Origin of the sequence: Nonomuraea basaltis, from assembly GCF_005893125.1 — a bacterium.
GTDB lineage: Bacteria > Actinomycetota > Actinomycetes > Streptosporangiales > Streptosporangiaceae > Nonomuraea > Nonomuraea basaltis.
In genome coordinates this window covers 23,493-44,632 of sequence record NZ_VCJS01000104.1, presented here as the reverse complement: position 1 = coordinate 44,632, position 21,140 = coordinate 23,493, and the positions used below count along the sequence as shown (strand labels likewise).

The 21,140-nt window shown below is 69.8% G+C and carries 21 protein-coding genes; 11 read left to right on the top strand and 10 right to left on the bottom strand.

Annotated features, from left to right (window positions below; all coding sequences use genetic code 11):
- The 4 genes from EJK15_RS37995 to EJK15_RS37975 form a co-directional block, all read left to right on the top strand.
- On the top strand, positions 1-1,598 hold a 1,598-nt coding region (locus tag EJK15_RS37995), incomplete at its 5' end, for an N-6 DNA methylase (protein WP_138715313.1).
- A 38-nt stretch (positions 1,599-1,636) separates the two neighbouring features.
- On the top strand, positions 1,637-2,524 hold the full coding sequence (locus EJK15_RS37990) for a serine/threonine-protein kinase (RefSeq protein WP_138715312.1): 888 nt from the start codon (positions 1,637-1,639) through the stop codon (positions 2,522-2,524).
- Positions 2,525-2,897: 373 nt separating this feature from the next.
- Positions 2,898-3,893, top strand: a complete 996-nt coding sequence (locus EJK15_RS37980; protein ID WP_138715311.1) for a LacI family DNA-binding transcriptional regulator — start codon at positions 2,898-2,900, stop codon at positions 3,891-3,893.
- A gap of 49 nt (positions 3,894-3,942) precedes the next feature.
- Positions 3,943-4,581, top strand: coding sequence for a hypothetical protein (locus EJK15_RS37975; RefSeq protein ID WP_138715310.1), 639 nt, complete (start codon positions 3,943-3,945; stop codon positions 4,579-4,581).
- Between the two features lie 210 nt (positions 4,582-4,791).
- Here the strand turns inward: EJK15_RS37975 and EJK15_RS37970 are convergent, their stop codons facing one another.
- From EJK15_RS37970 to EJK15_RS37950, 5 genes are all read right to left on the bottom strand, one after another.
- On the bottom strand, positions 4,792-6,306 hold the full coding sequence (locus EJK15_RS37970) for a glycoside hydrolase family 13 protein (protein WP_138715309.1): 1,515 nt from the start codon (positions 6,304-6,306) through the stop codon (positions 4,792-4,794).
- A 4-nt stretch (positions 6,307-6,310) separates the two neighbouring features.
- Positions 6,311-7,219 carry a carbohydrate ABC transporter permease gene (locus EJK15_RS37965; RefSeq protein WP_138715308.1) on the bottom strand — a complete coding sequence of 303 codons (909 nt, stop codon included), beginning with the start codon at positions 7,217-7,219 and terminating at the stop codon, positions 6,311-6,313.
- Entirely contained in the window at positions 7,216-8,082 is an 867-nt protein-coding gene (locus EJK15_RS37960; protein WP_138715307.1) for a carbohydrate ABC transporter permease, read from the bottom strand. The genes EJK15_RS37965 and EJK15_RS37960 overlap by 4 nt, the downstream gene beginning before the upstream one ends.
- Before the next feature lie 5 nt (positions 8,083-8,087).
- Positions 8,088-9,332 carry an extracellular solute-binding protein gene (locus EJK15_RS37955; protein ID WP_240777470.1) on the bottom strand — a complete coding sequence of 415 codons (1,245 nt, stop codon included), beginning with the start codon at positions 9,330-9,332 and terminating at the stop codon, positions 8,088-8,090.
- A gap of 189 nt (positions 9,333-9,521) precedes the next feature.
- Positions 9,522-10,538: a LacI family DNA-binding transcriptional regulator gene (locus EJK15_RS37950; RefSeq protein WP_276615471.1), complete on the bottom strand. Its 1,017-nt coding sequence runs from the start codon at positions 10,536-10,538 to the stop codon at positions 9,522-9,524.
- Positions 10,539-10,750: 212 nt separating this feature from the next.
- On the opposite strand from EJK15_RS37950, the gene EJK15_RS37945 reads away from it, so the two are divergent.
- On the top strand, positions 10,751-14,002 hold the full coding sequence (locus EJK15_RS37945) for a discoidin domain-containing protein (protein ID WP_138715304.1): 3,252 nt from the start codon (positions 10,751-10,753) through the stop codon (positions 14,000-14,002).
- On the opposite strand, the gene EJK15_RS37940 is transcribed toward EJK15_RS37945, so the two are convergent.
- Entirely contained in the window at positions 13,999-14,871 is an 873-nt protein-coding gene (locus EJK15_RS37940; protein WP_138715303.1) for a sugar kinase, read from the bottom strand. The two genes, EJK15_RS37945 and EJK15_RS37940, sit on opposite strands and share 4 nt — an antisense overlap.
- A 189-nt stretch (positions 14,872-15,060) precedes the next feature.
- Here EJK15_RS37940 and EJK15_RS37935 point away from each other — a divergent pair, with 189 nt between their 5' ends.
- From EJK15_RS37935 to EJK15_RS37920, 4 genes are all read left to right on the top strand, one after another.
- Positions 15,061-15,798: a hypothetical protein gene (locus EJK15_RS37935; protein WP_138715302.1), complete on the top strand. Its 738-nt coding sequence runs from the start codon at positions 15,061-15,063 to the stop codon at positions 15,796-15,798.
- A 139-nt stretch (positions 15,799-15,937) separates the two neighbouring features.
- On the top strand, positions 15,938-16,642 hold the full coding sequence (locus tag EJK15_RS37930; protein WP_138715301.1) for a DUF4344 domain-containing metallopeptidase: 705 nt from the start codon (positions 15,938-15,940) through the stop codon (positions 16,640-16,642).
- A gap of 16 nt (positions 16,643-16,658) precedes the next feature.
- Positions 16,659-17,363: a maleylpyruvate isomerase family mycothiol-dependent enzyme gene (locus EJK15_RS37925; RefSeq protein ID WP_138715300.1), complete on the top strand. Its 705-nt coding sequence runs from the start codon at positions 16,659-16,661 to the stop codon at positions 17,361-17,363.
- Between the two features lie 13 nt (positions 17,364-17,376).
- The gene (locus tag EJK15_RS37920) at positions 17,377-17,634 is read left to right on the top strand and encodes a DUF6343 family protein (RefSeq protein WP_138715299.1); all 258 of its coding nucleotides are present in this window, start codon (positions 17,377-17,379) and stop codon (positions 17,632-17,634) included.
- Here EJK15_RS37920 and EJK15_RS37915 read toward each other — a convergent pair.
- Complete coding sequence (locus EJK15_RS37915; RefSeq protein ID WP_138715298.1) at positions 17,605-17,844, bottom strand: DUF3040 domain-containing protein; 240 nt, start codon at positions 17,842-17,844, stop codon at positions 17,605-17,607. The genes EJK15_RS37920 and EJK15_RS37915 overlap by 30 nt on opposite strands.
- Before the next feature lie 197 nt (positions 17,845-18,041).
- Between EJK15_RS37915 and EJK15_RS37910 the strand changes: the two genes are divergently transcribed.
- Positions 18,042-18,509: an SRPBCC family protein gene (locus tag EJK15_RS37910; protein ID WP_138715297.1), complete on the top strand. Its 468-nt coding sequence runs from the start codon at positions 18,042-18,044 to the stop codon at positions 18,507-18,509.
- 38 nt (positions 18,510-18,547) lie between these two features.
- Positions 18,548-19,228, top strand: a complete 681-nt coding sequence (locus EJK15_RS37905; protein ID WP_206061344.1) for a TetR/AcrR family transcriptional regulator — start codon at positions 18,548-18,550, stop codon at positions 19,226-19,228.
- On the opposite strand, the gene EJK15_RS37900 is transcribed toward EJK15_RS37905, so the two are convergent.
- The 3 genes from EJK15_RS37900 to EJK15_RS37890 are packed head-to-tail and all read right to left on the bottom strand — an operon-like array spanning position 19,225 to position 21,052.
- Complete coding sequence (locus EJK15_RS37900) at positions 19,225-19,965, bottom strand: DUF1152 domain-containing protein (protein ID WP_138715295.1); 741 nt, start codon at positions 19,963-19,965, stop codon at positions 19,225-19,227. The genes EJK15_RS37905 and EJK15_RS37900 overlap by 4 nt on opposite strands.
- Positions 19,966-19,995: 30 nt before the next feature.
- Entirely contained in the window at positions 19,996-20,262 is a 267-nt protein-coding gene (locus tag EJK15_RS37895) for a type B 50S ribosomal protein L31 (RefSeq protein ID WP_138715294.1), read from the bottom strand.
- A gap of 28 nt (positions 20,263-20,290) precedes the next feature.
- The gene (locus tag EJK15_RS37890) at positions 20,291-21,052 is read right to left on the bottom strand and encodes an SDR family NAD(P)-dependent oxidoreductase (RefSeq protein WP_138715293.1); all 762 of its coding nucleotides are present in this window, start codon (positions 21,050-21,052) and stop codon (positions 20,291-20,293) included.
- Positions 21,053-21,140: the final 88 nt, after the last annotated feature.

Here is a 21,140-nt window from a genome sequence, read left to right as displayed (position 1 = left end):
GGCTGGAGGCGGGCGGGCCGGGCTTGAGCGGGCTGGACGGCGAGCTGACCGAGCTCCTCCTGGAGCTGGCCGAGCAACTCGGCGCACGGGCCGCGTACGAGTTCCTCTGCGAACGCTACCTCGAGGCCCACTCCCGGCAGCTCTCCGTCACCCGCGAGGACGTGGCCGGGCTGATGATCCAGCTGGTCCGCGCCGACGGCACGACGATTCTCGACCCGGCCTGCGGCGTCGGCACGCTGCTCCTGGCACCGGCCGGAACGTCACAGGACAGCGGCAAGACCCCACTCAGCGCCAGGACCACGCAGGGGACGCCGGCGGGCGACGGCGAGACCACGCGGGCCACGCGAGGCGGCGAGGGGCCGCGCGACGGGGTCCGGGTCCTGGGTCAGGAGCTCAGCGAGACCTCGGCCGCCATCACCGCCTCCCGGCTCCGGCTGCGCGGCGTCGAGGCCGAGATCGTGGCCGGCGACTCGATGCGCCACGACGGCTTCGCCGGGCAGCGGGTCGACGCTGTGCTCTGCGACCCGCCGTTCAACGAGCGGGCCTGGGGCTACGAGGAGCTGACCGGCGACCCGCGCTGGGAGTACGGCCTGCCGCCGCGCGGCGAGCCCGAGCTGGCCTGGGTCCAGCACTGCCTCACCCACGTCAAGCCCGGCGGCCTGGTCGCCATCCTCATGCCCCCGGCCGCCGCGAGCCGCAGGGCGGGCCGGCGCATCCGCGCCAACCTGCTGCGCGCGGGCGCGCTGCGGGCCGTGGTCGCCCTGCCCGGCTCGGATCTGTGGCTGCTGCGCCGCCCGGCCGGGGGCGAGCGGCCGCCGTCCGACGTGCTCATCATCGACGCCACCGCCGACCTGGCGAGCGTGGAGCCGGCCTGGCAGGCGTACCTGGAGGACCGTTCCGACCAGACCGTGCGGATCATCGACCTGCTGGCCGACGAGGTCGACATGACCCCGGCCCGGCACCAGCGCCGCGACGACGTCGGCCGGGCGTTCGCCGAGGTACGCGACCGCTTCCTGGCGGCCGCCGCCGTACCGCCCGACCTGAAGGTCCTGGAGCAGCCGCTCGACCAGCCCGCCACCACGCTGGGCGACCTGATCAAGGAGGGCCTGGTGACCACGTCGCAGGCCCCGCCCAAGATGTCCGCCGACGGCGGCGAGGTCCCGGTCCTCACCTCCGACGACGTGCTCAACGGCACCCCGCCCTCCGGCTCCACGACCACGCAGCAGGGCCTGATCGCGGTCCGTCCCGGCGACGTGGTGGCCTCCTACTCCAGCGTGCGCGTGATGGCCGACGGCGGCGCGGTGCTGGGCCCGCACCTGACGCTCTACCGGGTGGACACGCGCCGGCTCGACCCGGACTTCCTGGCCGGCTACCTGCGGGCCGCCGGTGGCCGGGCGACGACCGGCTCCAGCAGGTTCGACGTGCGCCGCACCCGCCTGCCGCGCCTGTCGCTCAAGGAGCAGAAGGCGTACGGCGAGGCGTTCCGCCAGCTCGCCGTGCTCGAAGACGCCATCCGCGAGACCTCGACGCTGGGGCAGACGCTGATCAGGCTGGGCCTCGACGGCCTCGCTGACGGCCACCTGCACCCGCAGTCCTGACGGTGTAGTTTTTTCCCGAAGACTGCGGGGAGGGGCGAATGGTCATCGGTGACCGCTATGAGCTCGACGACCTCCCTCTAGGCCAGGGCGGCATGGGTGCGGTCTACGCCGGCCACGACCGCCACCTGGACCGCCGGGTCGCGGTGAAGCTGCTCAGGCTGCCCGGCGGCCCCGATCATGAGCTGGAGCGCCGGTTCATCCGCGAGGCCCGCATCCTGGCCAGGCTGGAGCATCCGGGCGCGCCGGTCCTCTACGACTTCGGGACCCATGAGCAGCGGCTCTACCAGGTCATGCAGTTCATCGAGGGCGTCACGGTGGCCGACGTGGTCAGCGAGCACGGCCCGCTGCCGGTGTCGTGGGCGGCCGCCATCGCGGCTCAGGCGTGCGCGGTGCTGTCGGCGGCGCACGCCCTGTCGATCTGCCATCGCGACCTCAAGCCGACGAACCTCATGCTCTGCCCGGACGGCAGCGTGAAGGTGCTCGACTTCGGCCTGGCCATGCTGCGCGACGCGGACGTCACGACGTTCACCAGGATCGGGCAGATCATGGGGACGCCGGCGTACATGGCTCCCGAGCAGATCCAGCACGGCGTGGCCGAGCCGCGCAGCGACCTCTACGCCCTCGGCTGCGTCCTGCACGAGATGCTGACCGGCCGCCAGCTTTTCACCGGGCCGACCGACTACATGGTCTTCGAGAAGCAGGTCAAGAAGCGCCCGCCGGCCGTGCCCGGCATCCCGGGTGAGCTGAGCGCGCTGCTGGCGCAGCTGCTGGAGAAGAAGCCGGACGACCGGCCCGCGGACGCGAACGAGCTGTACGAGCGGCTCGACCCGTTCGCCGTCGAGCTGCCGATGCTGCCCGGCTTCCTGGCGAAGTCCCCGAGCCCCGGCCGCATGTACGCCCGCATGGCGGGCCGCGCCCTCAGCTGACCGTGCCCGCTCCGGGCCTTCCCGCGCCCGCGCCGGTCCGAGAACACGCTCTCTCGGGTAACACGAATCGTTATTTAGATCGTCGAGAACGTCACGCAGTTCAACGACCACCACAGCAACCTGATCAAGCGGCTGGCCACCAACGCGGGCGCGGGGGACATCGAGGCGGTCGAGGTCGGCTACATCGGCGGGCTGCCGTCCGACCGGACCGAGGTGGCGGCGCTCTGGCCGACGTGGGAGCAGTACATCGAGACCGGCAAGAGGTTCGCGGCGGCGGACGGACGCGCGGCGGGACAGCGCTCTCTGGTACCGCGGCGTGATCGGCAGAAACGGCCTGTAGATTTTTTCACGTGCTCTCCCTCTTGGTGCTGTCATGAGACGCCCGACCCTTGAGGCGGTCGCCGCTCGAGCGGGTGTCTCTCGTGCCACCGCCTCCCGCGTCGTCAACGGTCAGACGACCGTGGCGCCGCACATCCGCGACGCCGTGCAGCGCGCGATCGACGAGCTGGGCTACGTGCCCAACTCGGCCGCGCGCAGCCTGGTCACCCAGCGCACCGACTCGATCGCGCTGGTGATCAGCGAGCCCGGCACCAGGGTGTTCTCGGACGACCCGTGGTTCGCCATGGCGATCAGGTCGGCGTCGATGGAGCTGGAGGAGGCCAACAAGCAGGTCGTGCTGATGCTGGCGTCCAGCGCCAAGAGCCACGCCAGGGTGGAGCGTTACATCTCCGGCGGGCACGTGGACGGGGTCATGCTGATCTCCATGCACGGCGCCGACCCGCTGCCGTCCGCGCTGTCCCGCCTGCGCGTCCCCGTGGTCTCGTACGGGCGGCCGGCCGTTCCCGTGGACATCCCGTTCGTCGACAACGACAACGTGGGCGGCGCGGAGGCCGGAGTCCGGCACCTGGTGGAGACGGGGCGGCGCCGGATCGCCACGATCGCGGGGCCGCAGGACATGATCGCCGGCCAGGACCGGCTGACCGGCTACCGCAACGTGCTGCGCGACTCCGACCTCCGCTCGATCGTCGCGGTCGGCGACTTCACCCGCGAGTCGGGCGCGATCGCGATGCGGCAGCTGCTCGGCGACGATCCGTCGCTGGACGCCGTCTTCGTGGCCAACGACCTGATGGCGGTCGGGGCCCTGCAGTCGCTGCGGCAGGCCGGCCGCCGGGTTCCCGACGACGTGGCGGTGGTGGGCTTCGACGACATCGAGGCGGCGAAATACACCGAGCCGCCGCTGACGACGCTGAGGCATCCGGTGGCCGAGCAGGCGGCGGCCATGGTCCGGCTGCTGCTCGGCCTGTTCGAGGGCGGCCCGGCGGAGCCGGTGATCCTGCCCACGGAGCTCGTGATCCGCGAATCCGCCTGACCGCCTCGGCCAAGTCGCCAGGTGGAGACGGCTTGTGGAGGATAGGGGTGTGATCTCCGCCAGCGCCGCCGTGGCCGCCGCCGTCTCCGTCGCCGAGGAGCACGGGGTCCGGGTGCGGGAGCCGGTGGTTCTCAAGGACTCGTTCAATCTGCGGATCCACCTGCGGCCGGCGCCCATCGTGGCGCGGGTGCCGACGGTCACCGCGCTCGGGCGGCCGCGGCCCGCGGACGTGCTGCGGCGGGAGCTTGACGTCGTGTCCTATCTGCATGGGGTCGGCGTGCCGGTGGTGCCGCCGAGCGAGCTGTTGCCGCCCGGACCGCATCTGCGGGACGGGGTCGTGGTGACGTTCTGGGCGTACGTCGAGCACGATCCGGCCTATGAGGTCTCGCCGGAGGAGGCCGGGCGGGCGCTCGCCGAGTTGCACGAGGCCATGCGGGGGTTTCCCGGCGAGCTGCCGTACCTCGGTCCGGTGCTGGACGAGCCCGCGACCATGCTCGACGGGCGGGCAGCCGTGCGCGCCTACGGGGCCGATCCTGACGATCCCGGGTTGCGGGACTTCCTGGCGGCGCGCGGGCTGCAGGGCACGCTGTGGATGCTCGTCAGGGCGCTGCGGTTCCCCGCGGAGGCCGGTACGGCCCGCACGGCGCTCGACGCGTGGCTGCGCGACCCGAGCGGCGCCACCCGCTGACCGTGAATTCGTCCGCGCCGTGTGTTGCTGAATGTTTTATTGAGTGCCCATGACGGCACTGTTCAGCGAACGGCTGGAATTGCGCCCGGCCAGCGTCGAGGACGGGGCGACCGTGGCCTGGGCGGCGCAGTGGGGTACGCCGATGATCTCCGATCCGTGGGGGCGGGTGCTGGCCGAGACCGACACGGAGACCGCTCGGGGCGTGAGCCGTCACCGCTCGGTGAGCCACACCGTGGTGTCGGAGGGCAGGGCGCCGCCCTCCAGCGGCCCGCTGGCCAGGACCACCTCGCCCGCGGGCAGCCGCGCCGGGCCGGGCCCCAGGTTCGCGACGCAGGTCAGGCCGGAGTCGCGGCGGAAGGCCAGGACCTTCTCCCCCAGCGGCAGCCAGGCCAGGGTTCCGTCCCCCAGCGACTCCCGCCGGATGCGCAGGGCCGTGCGGTACAGGCTGAGCATCGAGCCCAGATCCGTGCGCTGGGCCTCGGCCGTCAGCTTGCGCCAGCTCTCCGGCTGGGGCAGCCACGGCGTGCCGGTGCCGAAGCCGTACGGTGGCTCTTCGCCCGACCAGGGCAGCGGGACACGGCAGCCGTCGCGGCCGGGGTTCGTCCCGCCGGATCTGGCATACATCGGGTCCTGGCGGAGCTCGTCCGGGAGGTGCTCGACCTCAGGCAGGCCCAGTTCCTCCCCCTGATAGACGTACACCGAGCCGGGCAGCGCCATCGACAGCAACGCGGCCGCGCGGGCCCGGCGGTAGCCGAGCTCCAGATCGGACGGGGTGCCGTGGAGGCGGCCGCCGTGTGCGAACGACGTGTCCGCGCGTCCGTAGCGGGTGACCGGCCTGGTCACGTCGTGGTTGGACAGCACCCAGGTCGGCGGGGCGCCGATGGGGGTGTGGGTGGCCAGGGTCAGGTCGATCACGCGGCGCAGCTCGGCCGGCTCCCACGGGCAGGACAGGAAGTCGAAGTTGAACGCCGTGTGCAGCTCGTCGGGGCGCAGGTAGCGGGCGAAACGCTCCTGATCGGGGAGCCAGACCTCCCCGATCAGAACGCGCTCGCCGTACTCGCCGGCCACCTCACGCCACCGGCGGTAGACGTCGTGGACCTCGTCGAGGTCTTCGTAGCGGGTGTCCGATTTGTAGAGCAGGGCCGCCGAGTCGATGCGGAAGCCGTCCACACCGCGCTCGAACCAGAAGCGCAGCACGTCCTCGAACTCCTGGTGCACCTCGGGATTGGCCCAGTTGAGGTCCGGCTGCTCGGGGGCGAACAGGTGCAGGTACCACTGGCCGTCCGGGAGCTGGGTCCACGCCGGCCCGCCGAAGATCGACTGCCAGTCGTTCAGCGGCTCGTCGCTGAACCAGAATCGGTCCCGCGCCGCCGGGTTCGCCAGGGCCTCCTGGAACCAGGCGCTCCGCGTGGAGCTGTGGTTCGGGACCACGTCGATGATGACCTTGATGTCGAGCTCGTGCGCCTCCTCGATGAACCGCTCGGCCTCGGCGAGCGTGCCGAAGACCGGCTCGATGTCCCGGTAGTCGGCCACGTCGTAGCCGCCGTCAGCCATCGGCGACGGATACCACGGGTTGAGCCAGATCGCGTCGATCCCGAGGTCCTTCAGGTACGGCAGGCGGGATCGCAGGCCGGCGAGGTCGCCCACGCCGTCGCCGTTCCCGTCGGCGAAGCTACGCAGGTAGACCTGGTAAATCGCGGCCCCCCGCCACCACGTTTGCGACATGCGCTCATCCCTTGATGCTTCCGGCGGTGAGTCCCGCCATGATGTGCCGTTGGAAGACGAAGAAAACGATGATCATGGGGATGCCGGCGATGACGAGGCCGCCCATGACCTGGTTCTGCGTCACCGCCCCTGCGGTCTGCGACAGGCCCACGCTGATCGTCATCTTCTCGCTGTCGGTCATGACCAGCAGCGGCAGGACGAAGTCCTTGAACGCGGTGACGATTGTGAAGATGGACACCACGCCCAGGATCGGCCTGGAGACCGGCAGCACGACCGACCACAGCACCCGCAGCGGGCCCGCGCCGTCGATCTGCGCGGCCTCGATCAGCTCGCGCGGGATGGAGTCGAAGAACCGCTTGAGCAGGAAGATGTTGAAGCCGTTGGCCGCCGCGGGGAACCACAGGCCCCACGGATTGTTGAGCAATCCCAGGTCCACGATCGTGACGTAGAGCGGGATGAGGATCACCATCGGCGGGATCATCAGCGTGGCCAGCATGGCGCCGAGGACCACGTTGCCGAACACGGGCCGCAGCTTCGACAGCGCGTACGCGGCCGTGACGTCGACCGCCATGGAGAACAGCCAGGCGCCCAGCGCGTAGTACGCGGTGTTGGCCAGCAGCGTGCCGATGTCGAACAGGTCCCACGCCTCGAAGAACGCGTCCAGCGCCGGGTCGGCGGGGAAGAGTGACGGCGGCATCTCGGCGATCTCCTCCGGCGTCTTCATGGCGCCGGAGACCATCCAGTAGAGCGGGAAGACGAAGGCGAGGGTGAAGGTCACGATGACCGCGACGAGCACGAGCCAGTAGATCCGCCGCCCCCACCTGCTGTTGAGCTGGTGCGGCGAGACGATCGTGCGGAACTGCACCTCGATCGGCTTCGGCGACCTCTGCCTGCCCCGCTCGCGGGGGATCATGCCTTGTCCTCCCTGGTGGTGCGAAGCTGTAAGGCGGCGAAGAGGAGCAGCGCGAGCATGAGCATCATGCCGAGCGCACCGGCCTGTCCGTAGTTCATCTGCGAGAAGGCGAACTGGTACATCAGGTACGCGACGCTCACGGTCGCGTTCTCCGGGCCGCCCCCGGTCAGCATGTACGGCTCGATGAACACCTGCATGGTCGCCACGATCTGCAGCATCAGCATGAGCAGCAGGATCAGCCGGGTCTGCGGGATCGTGACGTGCCTGATGCGTTTGAAGATCCCGGCTCCGTCGAGCTCGGCGGCCTCGTACAGCTCGGGCGGGATGTTCTGCAGCGCGGCCAGGTAGATCAGGGTCGCGCTGCCCATGTTCATCCAGGTCGAGACGATGACCAGGGAGAGCAGCGCGGTCGAGGAGCTGTCCAGCCAGGCCAGCGGCGGCAGGTGGAAGAAGTGGAGTATCTGGTTGAACAGCCCGGGCCCCGGGTCGTAGAACCACCTGAACAGCAGCACCGCGACGATCGGCGGCAACATGACCGGCAGGTAGACCACGAACCGGAGGTAGGCCCGGGCGTGGCGCAGCTCGTTGAGCACGAGCGCCACGACGAACGGCACGGCATAGCCGCACAGCAGTGCGAGAGCCGTGAACTCCACGGTGTTCAGCCAGGCCTCGCCGAAGGCCGGGTCCTGCACCGCCGCCTTGAAGTTGTCCAGTCCCACCCAGGTGGGCGGGTTGATCAGGTCGGTCTTCTGGAAGCTCAGAACGAACTCCCTGACCATCGGATACCAGGCGAACACCGTGAAGCAGAGCAGCGCCGCGCAGAGAAACCCGTAGGCCGTCAGGTTGCGCCTCAAGACTCCCATCAAGGTCAGCCCTTGGCCGCCAGCATCGCGTTGGCCTTGGTCTCGGCGTCGGCCAGCAGCTGGTCGACGCTCGCCTCCTCGCGGCTCAGCACGCCGGACATGACCACGTCGAGGATGGCGTACAGCTCCTGCGCGTGCACCGGCTCCGCCTTCGGCGGGACGGTGGCCGCGGCCTGCACGTACGGCTCGTAGTTCGTGACCGGCAGCGAGGCGTTCTTCACCCGCTCGGCCTGGATGGCCTTGCCCGTCGCCGAGTCGCCGTAGACGTCGTTGTCGGGCACGCCGACCGGATTGCCGTTGGCCTTGCCACGGGCGAAATCGAAGCGGCCCTTGCCGACGGTGTTGAAGCGGAAGTCGATCCACTCCATGCCGGCCTTGGCCTGCTCGGGCGTGGCCTTCGGGTTGATCATGTACGCCTCGCCGCCGCTCAGCGACGCCTTGGCCTCGGGGAGGCCGGTGATGCCGTAGTCGGCGACGTTGCCCTTGAACTTGTTGACCACGTCGGTGACCACGTCAGGGGCGCCCAGCATCATGCCGACCTTGCCGCTGCCCATCGCCATCATGAGCGACTCCCAGCCGACCAGGAGTTTGTTGCCCATGCTGTTGTCGACCCAGCGCATGTCGTGCAGGTTCTGCAGCACGGCCTTGCCCTCGAGCGAGTTGAACACGGCCTTCTTGCCGTCCTCGGTCAGGATGCTGCCGCCGCGGCCGTAGATGGCCTGGGTGAAGTGCCAGCCGCCGGTGTTGCCGCCGGAGTACTCGCCGTAGCCGACGTAGCCCTGGCCGAGCGCGGAGATCTTCTTGGCCACCTCGCGGACCTCTGCCCACGTCTTGGGCGGGTTGTCCGGGTCGAGGCCGGCCTTGGTGAACAGGGCGCGGTTGTAGACCAGGCCGACGCCGTAGTGGACGTTGGGGACGCCGTACACCTTGCCGTTCTTGGTGACCAGTTCGCGTACGTCGGGGCGCAGGTCGTTCCAGTTCTTGATCGTGCTGGCGTACGGGGTGATGTCGAGCGCCTGGCCCTGGCCGATGACGTCGTTGTAGTTGGTCACGGGCACCACGAAGACGGTCTCCATCTGGCCACCCGCCAGCTTGGGGCCGAACGTCTTGGGGTCGAAGCACGGCTGCTGGTCCGTGCTCTTGACCGTCACGCCGGGGTGCGCCTTCATGAACGCGGCCACGTCGTCGTCCCAGGCCTGCCGCTCCTTGGGCGCGGACTTGGCGGGCTGACAGGCCACCGTGATGATCACGGACGCCGACGACGATGAGGGCGGTTCGCCGGAACCGCAGGCTGTGGCCGAGACGCCGATCACGGATACGACTAAGAGTCCGATGGATCTCCGCATGGTCTGACCCTTCTGATGCGAGATGCCCACACCATAGGATCGCCGACCGAAGTGTGCAATATTTCGACGGAGTATTGCAAGCTAACGACTACGTCACGCCCGAGCGCGCGCGGTTGAGGCCCGTACCACCAGCTCCGGCTCGAACAGCAGCTCGTCCGCCGGCACCACCGCCTTGTCGATCTGCGCGACCAGCAGGTCCACCGCGGCCCTGCCCATGGCGTCGATCGGCTGGCGGACCGTGGTCAGCGGCGGCTCGGTGCAGTTCATCAGCGCGGAGTCGTCGAAGCCGATGACCGAGATGTCGCCGGGCACGGCCAGCCCGGCGCGGCGCGCCGCCCGCACCGTGCCGAGGGCGAGCAGGTCGCTGGCGCAGATCACACCGGTCACCCCGCGCCTGACCAGCCTGGCGGCGGCGGCGTGCCCGCCCTCCAGCGAGAACATGGTGTGCTCGACCAGCTCCGGGTCGCCGCCCTTGGCCAGGAAGGTCTCCAGCTTGCGCCGCGAGGGCATGTGGTCCTTCGGCCCGAGCAGCATGCCGATCCGCTCGTGGCCGAGCGTACGCAGGTGGGCGACGGCGATCTCGGCGGCCACCACGTCGTCGCACGACACCTGCGGGAAGTCGAGGTGCTGGACGGCCGCGTTCACCAGGACCGTGGGCAGCTTCCGCTCGTGCAGCAACTCGTAGTGGCCGTGCGAGGCGTCGGCCTGCGCGTACAGGCCGCCGGCGAAGACCACGCCGCTGACCTGCTGCTGGAGGAGCAGGTCCACGTAGTCCGCCTCGGAGACGCCGCCGACCGTGCGGGTGCACAGCACCGAGGTGAACCCCTGCTGAGCCAGCGCGCCGCCGACCACCTCCGCGAAGGCGGGGAAGATCGGGTTCTGCAGCTCGGGGAGCACCAGGCCGACCAGCCGGGCCCGGTTGCCGCGCAGCTGGGTGGGACGTTCGTAGCCGAGCACGTCGAGGGCGGTCAGCACGGCCTCGCGGGTCGCGTCGGAGACTCCGGGCTTGCCGTTGAGCACACGGCTCACGGTCGCCTCGCTCACCCCGACCTTCTTGGCCACCTCTGCGAGTCGTCGCGTCATGCGCAAACTATACGACCTGGAGCGCAAGTGCTTGCAATGGCTTACGTAGATCCGACGTCGCGGCTTGCACGGCGTCCACGGCGGGCTTCTCGCCGATCTAGCCTCCCTGACCAGCAGGAGGAGGCCTCCTTGGACGGCTTCGGTTAGTCAACTCTTTGCGAAATCTCGTCGAAATATTGCGGCCATCTGCTCGGCATCCTATGGTTCGGCCATCCGCCATACCTGAAGGGCCACCCCCCATGAGAGCACTGTTAGCCGCCCTTTCGTTAGCCATCGGACTTCTGGCCGCGCCCGCACAGGCCGCGGCCGACACGAACCTCGCGGCGGGCAAGACCGCCACCGCGAGCAGCCACAACGACGTCTACTCCGCCTCCAACGTGACCGACGGCAACCAGGCCACCTATTGGGAGTCGGCCAACAATGCCTTCCCGCAGTGGGTCCAGGTCGATCTCGGCACGAGCGCGAGCGTCGGCAAGCTGGTGCTCAAGCTGCCGTCCGGGTGGCCCAGCCGCACCCAGACGCTGACCGTCCAGGGCAGCGCGAACGGCTCCAGCTTCAGCACGATCGCGACCTCGGCCACCTACACCTTCAACCCGACCGCCACCATCACCTTCGCCGCCACCACCGCCCGCTACGTGCGGCTGCAGATCACCGCCAACTCGGGCTGGCCGGCCGGGCAGATCTCAGAGCTCGAGGCATGGGGCAGCGCGCCCGAGAATGGCACCAACCTGGCCATCGGCAAGCCGGTCACCGAGTCCTCCCACACCCACACGTACGTGGCCGCGAACGCCAACGACAACAACGTCCAGACCTACTGGGAAGGCGCCGCCTACCCCAGCACGCTGACCGTGCAGCTCGGCGCGAACGCGGACCTGACCTCGATCACGCTCAAGCTCAACCCCGACCCGGCGTGGGCCAGGCGGACGCAGACGATCCAGGTCCTCGGCCGCGAGCAGAGCGCCACCGCCTTCACCACCCTCGTCGCCCAGGCCGCCTACACCTTCGACCCGGCGACGGGCAACTCGGTGACCATCCCCGCGACCGCCAAGGTCGCCGACGTCCGGCTGCAGATCACTGCCAACACGGGCGCGCCGGGCGGCCAGGTCGCCGAGTTCCAGATCTTCGGGACCCCGGCGGCCAACCCCGACCTGACCGTGTCGAACCTGACCTCGAACCCGGCCGCCCCCGTGGAGACCGACGCGGTCACGCTGTCGGCCACGGTCAGGAACGCCGGCACCGCGGGCTCCGCCGCAACCTCTGTCGCCTTCTATGCGAGCACCACCAAGGTCGGCAGCGCCAGCGTGGGGGCCCTGGCCGCAGGGGCGTCGACCACCGTGTCCGCAGATATCGGGACGAGGGAGGCCGGGACCCACCAGCTCTCCGCCAAGGTCGACGAGGACAACGAGGTCATCGAGCAGAACGAGACCAACAACACCGCCACCGGCACGCTGACCGTGAAGCCGGTCGACACGGCCGACCTGATCGCCTCCCCGGTCGCCTGGACGCCGGGCAACCCCGCCGCGGGCAACACGGTGACGTTCACTGTGGCGATCAAGAACCAGGGCACGGTCGCCTCCAGCGGCGGCGCCCACGGCATCACGCTCACCGTCACGAACGAGTCCGGCGGCGTCGTCCGGACTCTGACCGGCTCGGCCGGCGGCGCGATCGCCCCCGGCGCCACTACGAACCCGGTGACCCTGGGCACCTGGACCGCGGCGAACGGCGACTACACGGTCAAGACCGTGCTCGCCGACGACGCCAGCGAGCTGCCGGTCAGGCGCGCCAACAACACCAGCGAGCTGCCGTTGTTCGTGGGTCGCGGCGCGAACATGCCGTACGACACGTACGAGGCCGAGGACGCCGTGATCGGCGGCGGCGCGGCCCGCGTCGGCCCGAGCAGGGAGATCGGCACGATCGCCGGCGAGGCGTCGGGCAGGCGGGCGGTCACGCTGAACCAAACCGGCGCGTACGTCGAGTTCACCACCAGAGCGCCTGCGAACACCTTGGTCACCCGCTTCTCCATGCCCGACGCCCCGGGCGGCGGCGGCCTCGACTCCACACTGAACGTCTACGTCAACGGCACCTTCCTCAAGGCGATCGACCTGACCTCGCGCTACGCCTGGCTCTACGGCCCCGAGGCCGGCCCGGACAACAACCCCGGCTCGGGCCCGCCCAGGCACATCTACGACGAGGCGAACCTTCTGCTCGGCACCACCGTGCCGGCCGGCAGCAAGATCAGGCTGCAGAAGGACGCGGCCAACACCAGGACGTACGCGATCGACTTCGCCGACTTCGAGCAGGCCGCACCGGTCGCCAACCCCGACCCGGCGAAGTACGCCGTACCGGCCGGCTTCACCCACCAGGACGTCCAGAACGCTCTCGACAAGGCCCGCATGGACGCCGACCTGACCGGCGTCTACCTGCCCGCCGGCGACTACCAGACGTCCAGCAAGTTCCAGGTGTACGGCAAGTCCGTCAAGATCGTCGGCGCCGGTCCCTGGTTCACCCGGTTCCACGCCCCGTCCGGGCAGGAGAACACCGACATCGGGTTCCGTGCGGACGCGACGGCCAACGGCTCGACTTTCGCGAACTTCGCCTACTTCGGCAACTACACCTCGCGCATCGACGGCCCTGGCAAGGTGTTCGACCTGTCGAACGTGGCGAACATGACGATCGACAACATCTGGGCCGAGCACCAGGTATGCATGTACTGGGGCTCGAACACGGACAACATGACGATCAAGAACTCGCGGATCCGCGACGTGTTCGCCGACGGCCTGAACATGACCAACGGCAGCACCGGCAACCACGTCACCAACATCGAGACCAGGTCCACGGGCGACGACAGCTTCGCACTGTTCTCGGCCACCGACAACAACCCCGGCGAGCAGCACAGCAACGTCTATGAGAACCTGACCTCCCTGCTCACCTGGCGAGCCGCGGGCCTGGCCGTGTACGGCGGCTACGACAACACCTTCAGGAACATCTACGTGGCCGACACGCTCGTCTACTCGGGCGTCACGATCAGCTCGCTGGACTTCGGGATCCCGATGCACGGGTTCGGCGCGAGCCCGCCCACGACGTTCGACAACATCTCGCTGGTCAGGGCGGGCGGCCACTTCTGGGGGCAGCAGACGTTCCCGGCGATGTGGCTGTTCTCCTCCTCGAAGGTGTTCCAGAGCATCCGGCTCACCAACCTGGACATCGTGGACCCGACGTACAGCGGGATCATGTTCCAGACCGGCTACTCCGGCGGCACGCCCCTGAACCCGATCAAGGACACGGTCTTCACGAACGTGTCGATCAGCGGCGCGCAGAAGAGCGGTGACGCCTTCGACGCCAAGTCGGGGTTCGGCATCTGGATCAACGAGATGCCCGAGCCCGGCCAGGGCCCGGCGGTCGGGTCGGCTACGTTCAACAACCTCAGGTTCAGCAACAACGCGCAGAACATCAAGAACACGACCTCGACGTTCACCGTCACCGTCAACTAGAGCTCGGCCCTGGTGGGCAGCCCCTGCCAGTCGCTGACGCTGGTCACCGCGGCGGCGCTCAACAGCGCCCCGCGGTACAGGCGTTCCTGGGGGGTGAGGCCGTCCAGGGCGGCGCTGATGTAGCCCGCCGCGAACGCCTCTCCCGCGCCCGACGTGTCCACGACCGGCACCTGCCAGCCCTGCACGTCGTAGCGCATCCGATCGGCCCGCACGCTGGCGCCCTTCGCGCCGCGGTCCACCACGACCTCCCGCTCCGGCGTGAGGGCGGGCTTGACCAGGTCGAGCTCGTCCTGGCGGAGGAAGAGCAGGTGCGACTCGCAGGCCAGCTCACCGAGCACCTCCTCGGCCTCGCGTACCGACGGCCACAGCTCCGGCACGTACTCGACGGAGAAGGAGATCATCACGTCGGCGCTCTTCGCGGCGCTGACGGCGGCGCGCACGGCGTCCTGCGCGTCGATGCCGAGACCGGCCGTGATGCCGGTGACGTGCAGCATCTTCGCCGCGCTGATCCGGTCGATCGGCACGTTGCCGGGCGCGAGCCGCGACCCCGCCGAGCCGGTGCGGTAGTGCGCGACCTTGAGCTCGCGGGCGACGCGGGTCTCCCTGAGCACCAGTCCCGTACGCAGGCCCTCGGACACCCGCATGTCCGCCACGTCCACGCCCTCGCCCCTGAGCACGGTGAGTGCCCGGGCGCCCAGCTCGTCGTCGCCCACCTTGCCTAGGTACGCGCACCGGTGACCGAGCCTGGCCAGCGCCACGGCCAGCGTGAACTCGGGCCCGCAGACGTCCAGCCTGGCCTCGCTCTCGTGGCGTACCCGGCCGCTGGAGACGACGCCGAGCGGCTCACCCAGCGTGTAGACGTCGGTCATGAACCAGACTGTAGTAGGTCAAGTCAACCTAAAACGGATTTTTCCGTATAAGGCCTGGTTAAGACCGTGATCAAATTTTTTCTGTAACTTTAGCCAACCTTTCCCCCATTCGGTGCCTCAAAGTAGTAGAGGGAGTCGGCCACCCCGGGCCGATTCCAACGCGATACGGGGAGAGGAATCAGCACCCTCATGAGAAAGATCGCTCTAGGTATCGTCTCCGCCCTGGTGGGCGGGGCCATGCTGGTGACGGGGGCGGGGGCCGCCTCCGCCACCAAGGTTGACACGCAGCTCAAGATCCGCGACATCACGCCGAACCCGGTCGTGGTGAAGGCCGGCGCGGAGACCACTGCGTACTTCGACATCGGGGCCAGCTCCGATGTCCAGAAGGTCGAGCTCAGCGTCGCGCCCGAGGACAACGGCTTCCGCACCATGCGGGCCAAGGACGTCAAGGACCTCGAGGGCTGGCGCTTCGCGATCGGCTTCAACGAGAACGACCCCGACGGCAAGTGGAAGGCCACTGCCGTGGCGTTCGACGCCGCCGGCAAGAAGCTCGCCGAGGACTCGGCGTTCTTCGCGGTCGAGATCGAGAAGGGCAAGGCGGAGACGCGCATCTCGCGCTTCAGCGCCGACCCCTACAAGGTCCGCAAGGGCAAGTCGATCTACTTCTCCGGCCGTCTCCAGGTCGACGATGACGGCTGGGAGGGCGTCCGCGGCGAGAAGGTGAACATCTACTACCGCGCCAACGGCTCCAGCGGCTGGAAGTGGGTCGCCTCCGACTGGACCGGTAGGAGCGGCAAGTTCTACGCCAAGACGAAGGCGTACCGTAGCGGCACCTTCCGTGCCGTGTACGCCGGCGACGAGGAGCTCGAGGGCGCCACGAGCCGCACGGACTACGTGCGGGTCTACGGCTCCTGGTGGCGTCGTTAATCCATGACCCTGAGGCCCGGTCCCTGGTGGGGCCGGGCCTCCGGCTTTTCCGAACCTATTGCCTTCTCCCAGGTTTATCGATCAGCCGATCGCCGCATGGTCAGTCCCATTGCCGTGATCGCCCTGGAAGGAGCCCCGCATGCCGCATCCCCTCATCGCCCTCGTCCTGAGCATGACGAGCACGCTGGGGGCGGCCCCTTCACCCGAGCTGACCGTGCGGTACGAGCCCGCCGGCTCGCCGCGCGCCGAGCAGGCCAGGAAACTGCTCAAGGAAAGCGACGCGCTGAAGACCGGGATCAAGCTGCCCCGGCCGGTCAAGGTCGTCGCCCGCGACTGCGACGAGGCATCGGCCACCTGGGACGGTGACGAGCGCCGGATCACGATCTGCTACTCCCTGGTCGACAAGGTACGCCGCACGCTGACCGGCATCTCCCAGACCGAGGAGGCCGACAAGCGCACCACGGCCGCCCGCGTCGACGCCGCGCTGACCGTGCTCTTCCACCACCAGCTCGGCCACGCCCTCGGCGCCATGAACGGCCGGCCCGACAGCGAGGGGCAGGCCGACCAGCTCGCCGCGCTGACGCTCGCCGCCGACGCGCCCAAGCGCGTGGTCCGCGCCGCCGAGGCCCGCCACCTGCTCGCCGGGCACGCGGGCATCGGCCACCTCTCCGGGCTCGAGGCGTCCGCCACGTTCGCCTGCCTCCTGTACGGCGCCGACCCCGCCAAGCACGCCGGGATCGCCAAGGGTGGCTGGGTTCCCGCCGAGCGCGCGCCCTTCTGCGCCGGCGAGTACAACCGGGCCAAGTCGGCCCTCGGGACCATGGTCGTGAAAGCCGGCGCATAGGGGGTAGCGTCCGGATATGGCTGAGGATCTGCTCAGAGACTTCGACCCGTTCGACATCTTCGACGCCGAGGCCGCCCGGCTCGACCGGTTCTTCGCCGGGCTCGGCGAGAGCGGCTGGCGGCTGCCCTCCCGTTGCACGGGCTGGTCGGTCCGCGACGTGCTGGCGCACCTCGCGGGCGAGGAGCTGTACAACCACGCCTGCCTGGACGGGACCGTGCAGGAGCTGTTGGGCCGGCTCGCCGACGAGGGCGTGACCGGGTTCAACGACTTCAACGAGTGGTGCGTACGCGAGCGCCGCGGCCTGCCGGTCGAAGAGGTGCTGGAGGAGTGGCGGGCCAAGAACGGCGAGACGCGGCGGCGCATGCGCGAGCTCGGCCGCGACGCGCAGATCGACACGATGGCCGGGCCGTACCCGAACGGGTGGCAGGCCTTCCACTACGACTCCGAGTACGCGACCCACGCCGACGACGTCGGCGCCCCTGTGTCCGACCGGGAGGCCGACGACAGGACGCTGTGGCGGATCGCGGTGAGCCGGTTCGTGCTGGCGGAGCAGGACGCCAAGGTGCAGGTCGAGCAGACGGCCGAGTACATGTGGGTGGCGCTGGACGGCATCACCGCGACGCTGGCGTACCCGGAATTCGTTGAGGCCACCGTGGGGCGCCTGCCCGACTCGCACGGGCTCGACCCGCGCATCGCCGCGGCCCTGAGGTGCCTGGCCTGAGAGGAGGGCGACCATGTGGCTGCGCAACCGCGAGGGCACGGAGCCAGTGAGCGCGCGCAGCCCGTTGCGCGCCCGGCGGATCCTGTCCCTGGTGGCGCTGGTGCTCGGTGTCGCCGCTGCGGTGTTCTTCGTGACGCGCGCGATGAGCACCCGGGAGCCGGTCTGGGCCTGGGAGGCCGCGATCGCGGCCGCGGTGGCCATCATCGCCGCCGTCGACCTGGTCGTGCTGCGGCACCGCCGTTCACGTGGTCAGCACCGCGACCAGCAGTAGCAGGATCACCAGGGCACCGACCGCGAAGATCATCCATACGTGCGCCAGCGCCCACATGCGCAGGCGGGCGCCGTAGGCGTGCTGGAAAGGATCCCCGCCCGCCTCGATCCTGTTGATCGCCGCCACGCGCTTGGCCAGCTCGGGGTCCTCTCGCTCGAGGGCCAGTTCGATCTGAGCGAGGATGCGGCGTTCCCTTGCAGAGAGACCCATCACACCACCACTGCTGCTCTCACGCCGGTGGATGCCTCTTACCCACGGGTAGCCCCCGCATACCCGCCGCTATGGCGCGGCTGCTGTTTCCTGGTTGACACCTTCGCAGTGACAGATGCATACTTTGGTTATAGCTTCTAACTGAAGAGAGAAGCTATCGCGATTTCTGAATCATCCACCACAAGTGAGGACCTGTCATGGACATCGATCTGACCGCCCCCGTCATCGTCGAGCTCGAGACCACCGTGCGCGCCTCTCTGGAGCGGGTGTGGGCGCTGCACACCGGCGTCGACGCCTGGCCCGGCTGGAACGCCGCCATCTCCACCGCACGGCTGCGTGAGCCGCTGGCCGTCGGCGCGGTCTTCGACTGGGAGACCCACGGCCTGGTCATCGCCTCCACGATCGCCGAGATCGCGCCGCTGCGCCGGATCGTCTGGGGCGGCCCCGCCCACGGCATCGACGGCGTACACGTGTGGACCTTCGAGCAGGTGGACGGAGCCGTGGTGGTGCGCACCCGGGAGTCGTGGGCGGGCGCGCCCGTCGAGGGCGACCCGGAGGGGATGCGGGCGGCCCTCGACGCCTCGCTCCGCTCCTGGCTGGACGCGCTCAAGGCGGCCGCCGAGTCGCCCGAGACGGCCGCCGCCCATACGGCGACGAGCCGATGACGCGACGTGCCGGACTCGGGACTCACGATAATGAGAGGATGTCGACTCCACGCCAACGCTACCGGGAGCAGGTCAGAAACGAGATCAAGCAGGCCGCGCTCGCCCAGATCGGCGACGGCGGGGCCGCGGCCCTGAGCCTGAACGCGGTGGCCAAGCAGCTGGGGATGACCGGGCCCGCCATCTACAAATACTTCGGCAGCCGCGACGATCTGCTGACCGAGCTGATCCTCGACGGATTCGACGAGGTGGCGGCGGCCGTACGCGCCGGGATGCGCGAGGGCGAGCCGCGTGCCCGCCTGCACGCGCTGGCCGGGGCCTTCTTCGCGTGGGCCGTGGCCAACCCGCACCTCTTCCAGCTGCTGGCCGGGACGCCGTCGCCCGGCTACCAGGCGCCGGCGGAGAGCGTACGGCGGGCCAGGGAGGTGCTCGGCCCGTTCCTGCCCGTCTTCGGGCAGGGCAGGTGCGGGCCCGCGGCCGAGCCGCTGCGTGAGGAGATGCGGCGGTGGGTGGAGGAGACGCCGGCGGTGGCCGAGTGGGTGCGCGCCTTCGCGCCCGAGGGCGACCCCGCCACGGCGCTGGCCGGGACCATCATGGTCTGGTCGCTGTTGCAGGGGATCGTGAGCCTCGAGGTGCAGGGGCAGTTCGCCGGGATGGGGCATCGCGCGGCCACGCTGCTGACCGTCCAGCTGGACTCACTGGCCGGGACCATGGGCTTCTAGTGCGGAAACGCCCTGGGGAGGCGGGGCGTGACCTCTTCCCGGTACACCTCGATGACCGCGGCGATCTGCCGGGCCAGCACGGTGTCCTCGATGCGGTCGAGATAGAGCGACCGCTGGGCCAGCCCGTCGAGGTCCACGGCGAAATAGATGGCCATGAGGGGATTGATGAACAGCTCGCTGCCGCGCGTCCGCTCAGTGAAGCGCACGTCGCCGAACTCGCCGCGCACCGCCGCCGCGATCGAGCCGTTCACGATGCTGGGATAGCCCGGCATCTCGGCCTGGGCGTGGGCGACCGCGTCAAGGTACAGCGAGCCCGGCTTCGTGGCCCGCGACAGCGAGAACGCGCCCAGGTAGGCGCCGTCGCGCTCCAGCGCCGCGAGGTTCTCCAGGACCTGCGCGTGGTTGACGCCGTGGTAGGCGTCGATGCCGAAGCCGAGGCAGGCGACGATCTTCTCCGGCAGGTCGAGCCCGTGGACGGCGGCGAGGCTGGCCATGTCCTCGACCGGCGTGCCGAGACCGGACTCGTCGCCGCGCATGAGGATGTCGGTGCCGCCGTCGACCAGCACGATCGCGTCCAGGCGGCTGAACGACAGGTTCGCCAGGTGGACCTCCTTGCCCTGCTCGCGGAGGGCCAGGGCGAGCGGTAACCCGGCGTACACGTCGAAGCCCCCGCCCGCTCCCGCGACGAGGATCCGGCTGGATGCCTCGAGGCGGGCGGACAGGGGCGAATCAAGCATGCGTCACATCTTGCCGTAGGTAGGGCTCCGTTAGCTGCGGTGAGCCGCTGAACGCGGATCACCGTAGCGCTGCTTGAAGCGCTCGACGCGACCGGCGGTGTCGAGGATGCGGCCGCGGCCGGTGTAGAAGGGGTGACTGGCCGACGACACGTCCACGTCGACGACCGGATACGTCTTGCCGTCCTCCCACTCGATCGTCCTGTCGCTGGCCAGGGTCGAACGGGTGAGGAAGGCGTAGCCGACGCTCGGGTCACGGAAGACGACCGGACGGTACGCGGGGTGCAGGTTCTTCTTCATGCCCCCCTCAACCCTGCGACAACGGTTTTCATTCCCTGGATTCGGGATCGAGCCCGAGCACCGTACGGCCGCCGTCGACGGGGATCGTGGCGCCGTTGACGAACCCGGCGTCGTCCGACAGGAGGTACGCCACGACGGAGGCCACCTCGGCGGGCGCGGCGACGCGGCCCAGCGGATGGAGCGTGGCGAGCTGCTGCTCGACGGCCGCCGCCTCCTCCGGGGTGCGCGAGGCGAGGAAGGACTCGTAGCGCTCGGTGGCCACCGTCCCGGGGGCGACGGCGTTGACCCGGATGCCGCGCCTGCCGTACTCGACGGCCAGCGCCCTGGTCAGGCCCTCGGTGGCGGCCTTCGCCGTCGCGTACGGGAGGCTGCCGGGCACCGCCCTGGCGGCCTGGTGGGAGGTGATGTTCACGATGGCGCCCGGGGTGCCGGCGGCGAGGAAGTGGCGCACGGCGGTGGCGCAGCCCACGACGGCCAGGTCCAGGTTGGCCGCGATCAGCGCTCTGACCTCGGCGATCGGCGACGAGTGGACGGAGGCGTCCCGGAACACGGCGGCGTTGTTGACCCAGCCGCTCAGCGTGCCCGACTCCTGGGCCAGGTCGGCGGCCCAGGCGGCGATCTCCTCGTCTGCCGCGTCGCCGATCACGGGCACCACGCGGGGGCCGGCCCAGGCGAGGGCGTCGGGGTCGCGCTCGATGGCGACCACGGTGTCCTTCTCGCCGAGGAGCCGCTCGACCACGGCCTTGCCGATGCCGCGCCCGCCGCCGGTCACCACGTACGAAAGACTCATGACCCGACGCTAGTCGGCTTTCCTGCCGGAGAGGTGCGCCGACGGTCCGGTGCCGCGGGACCTCTGGGTGCCTGCGGATGACGTGACG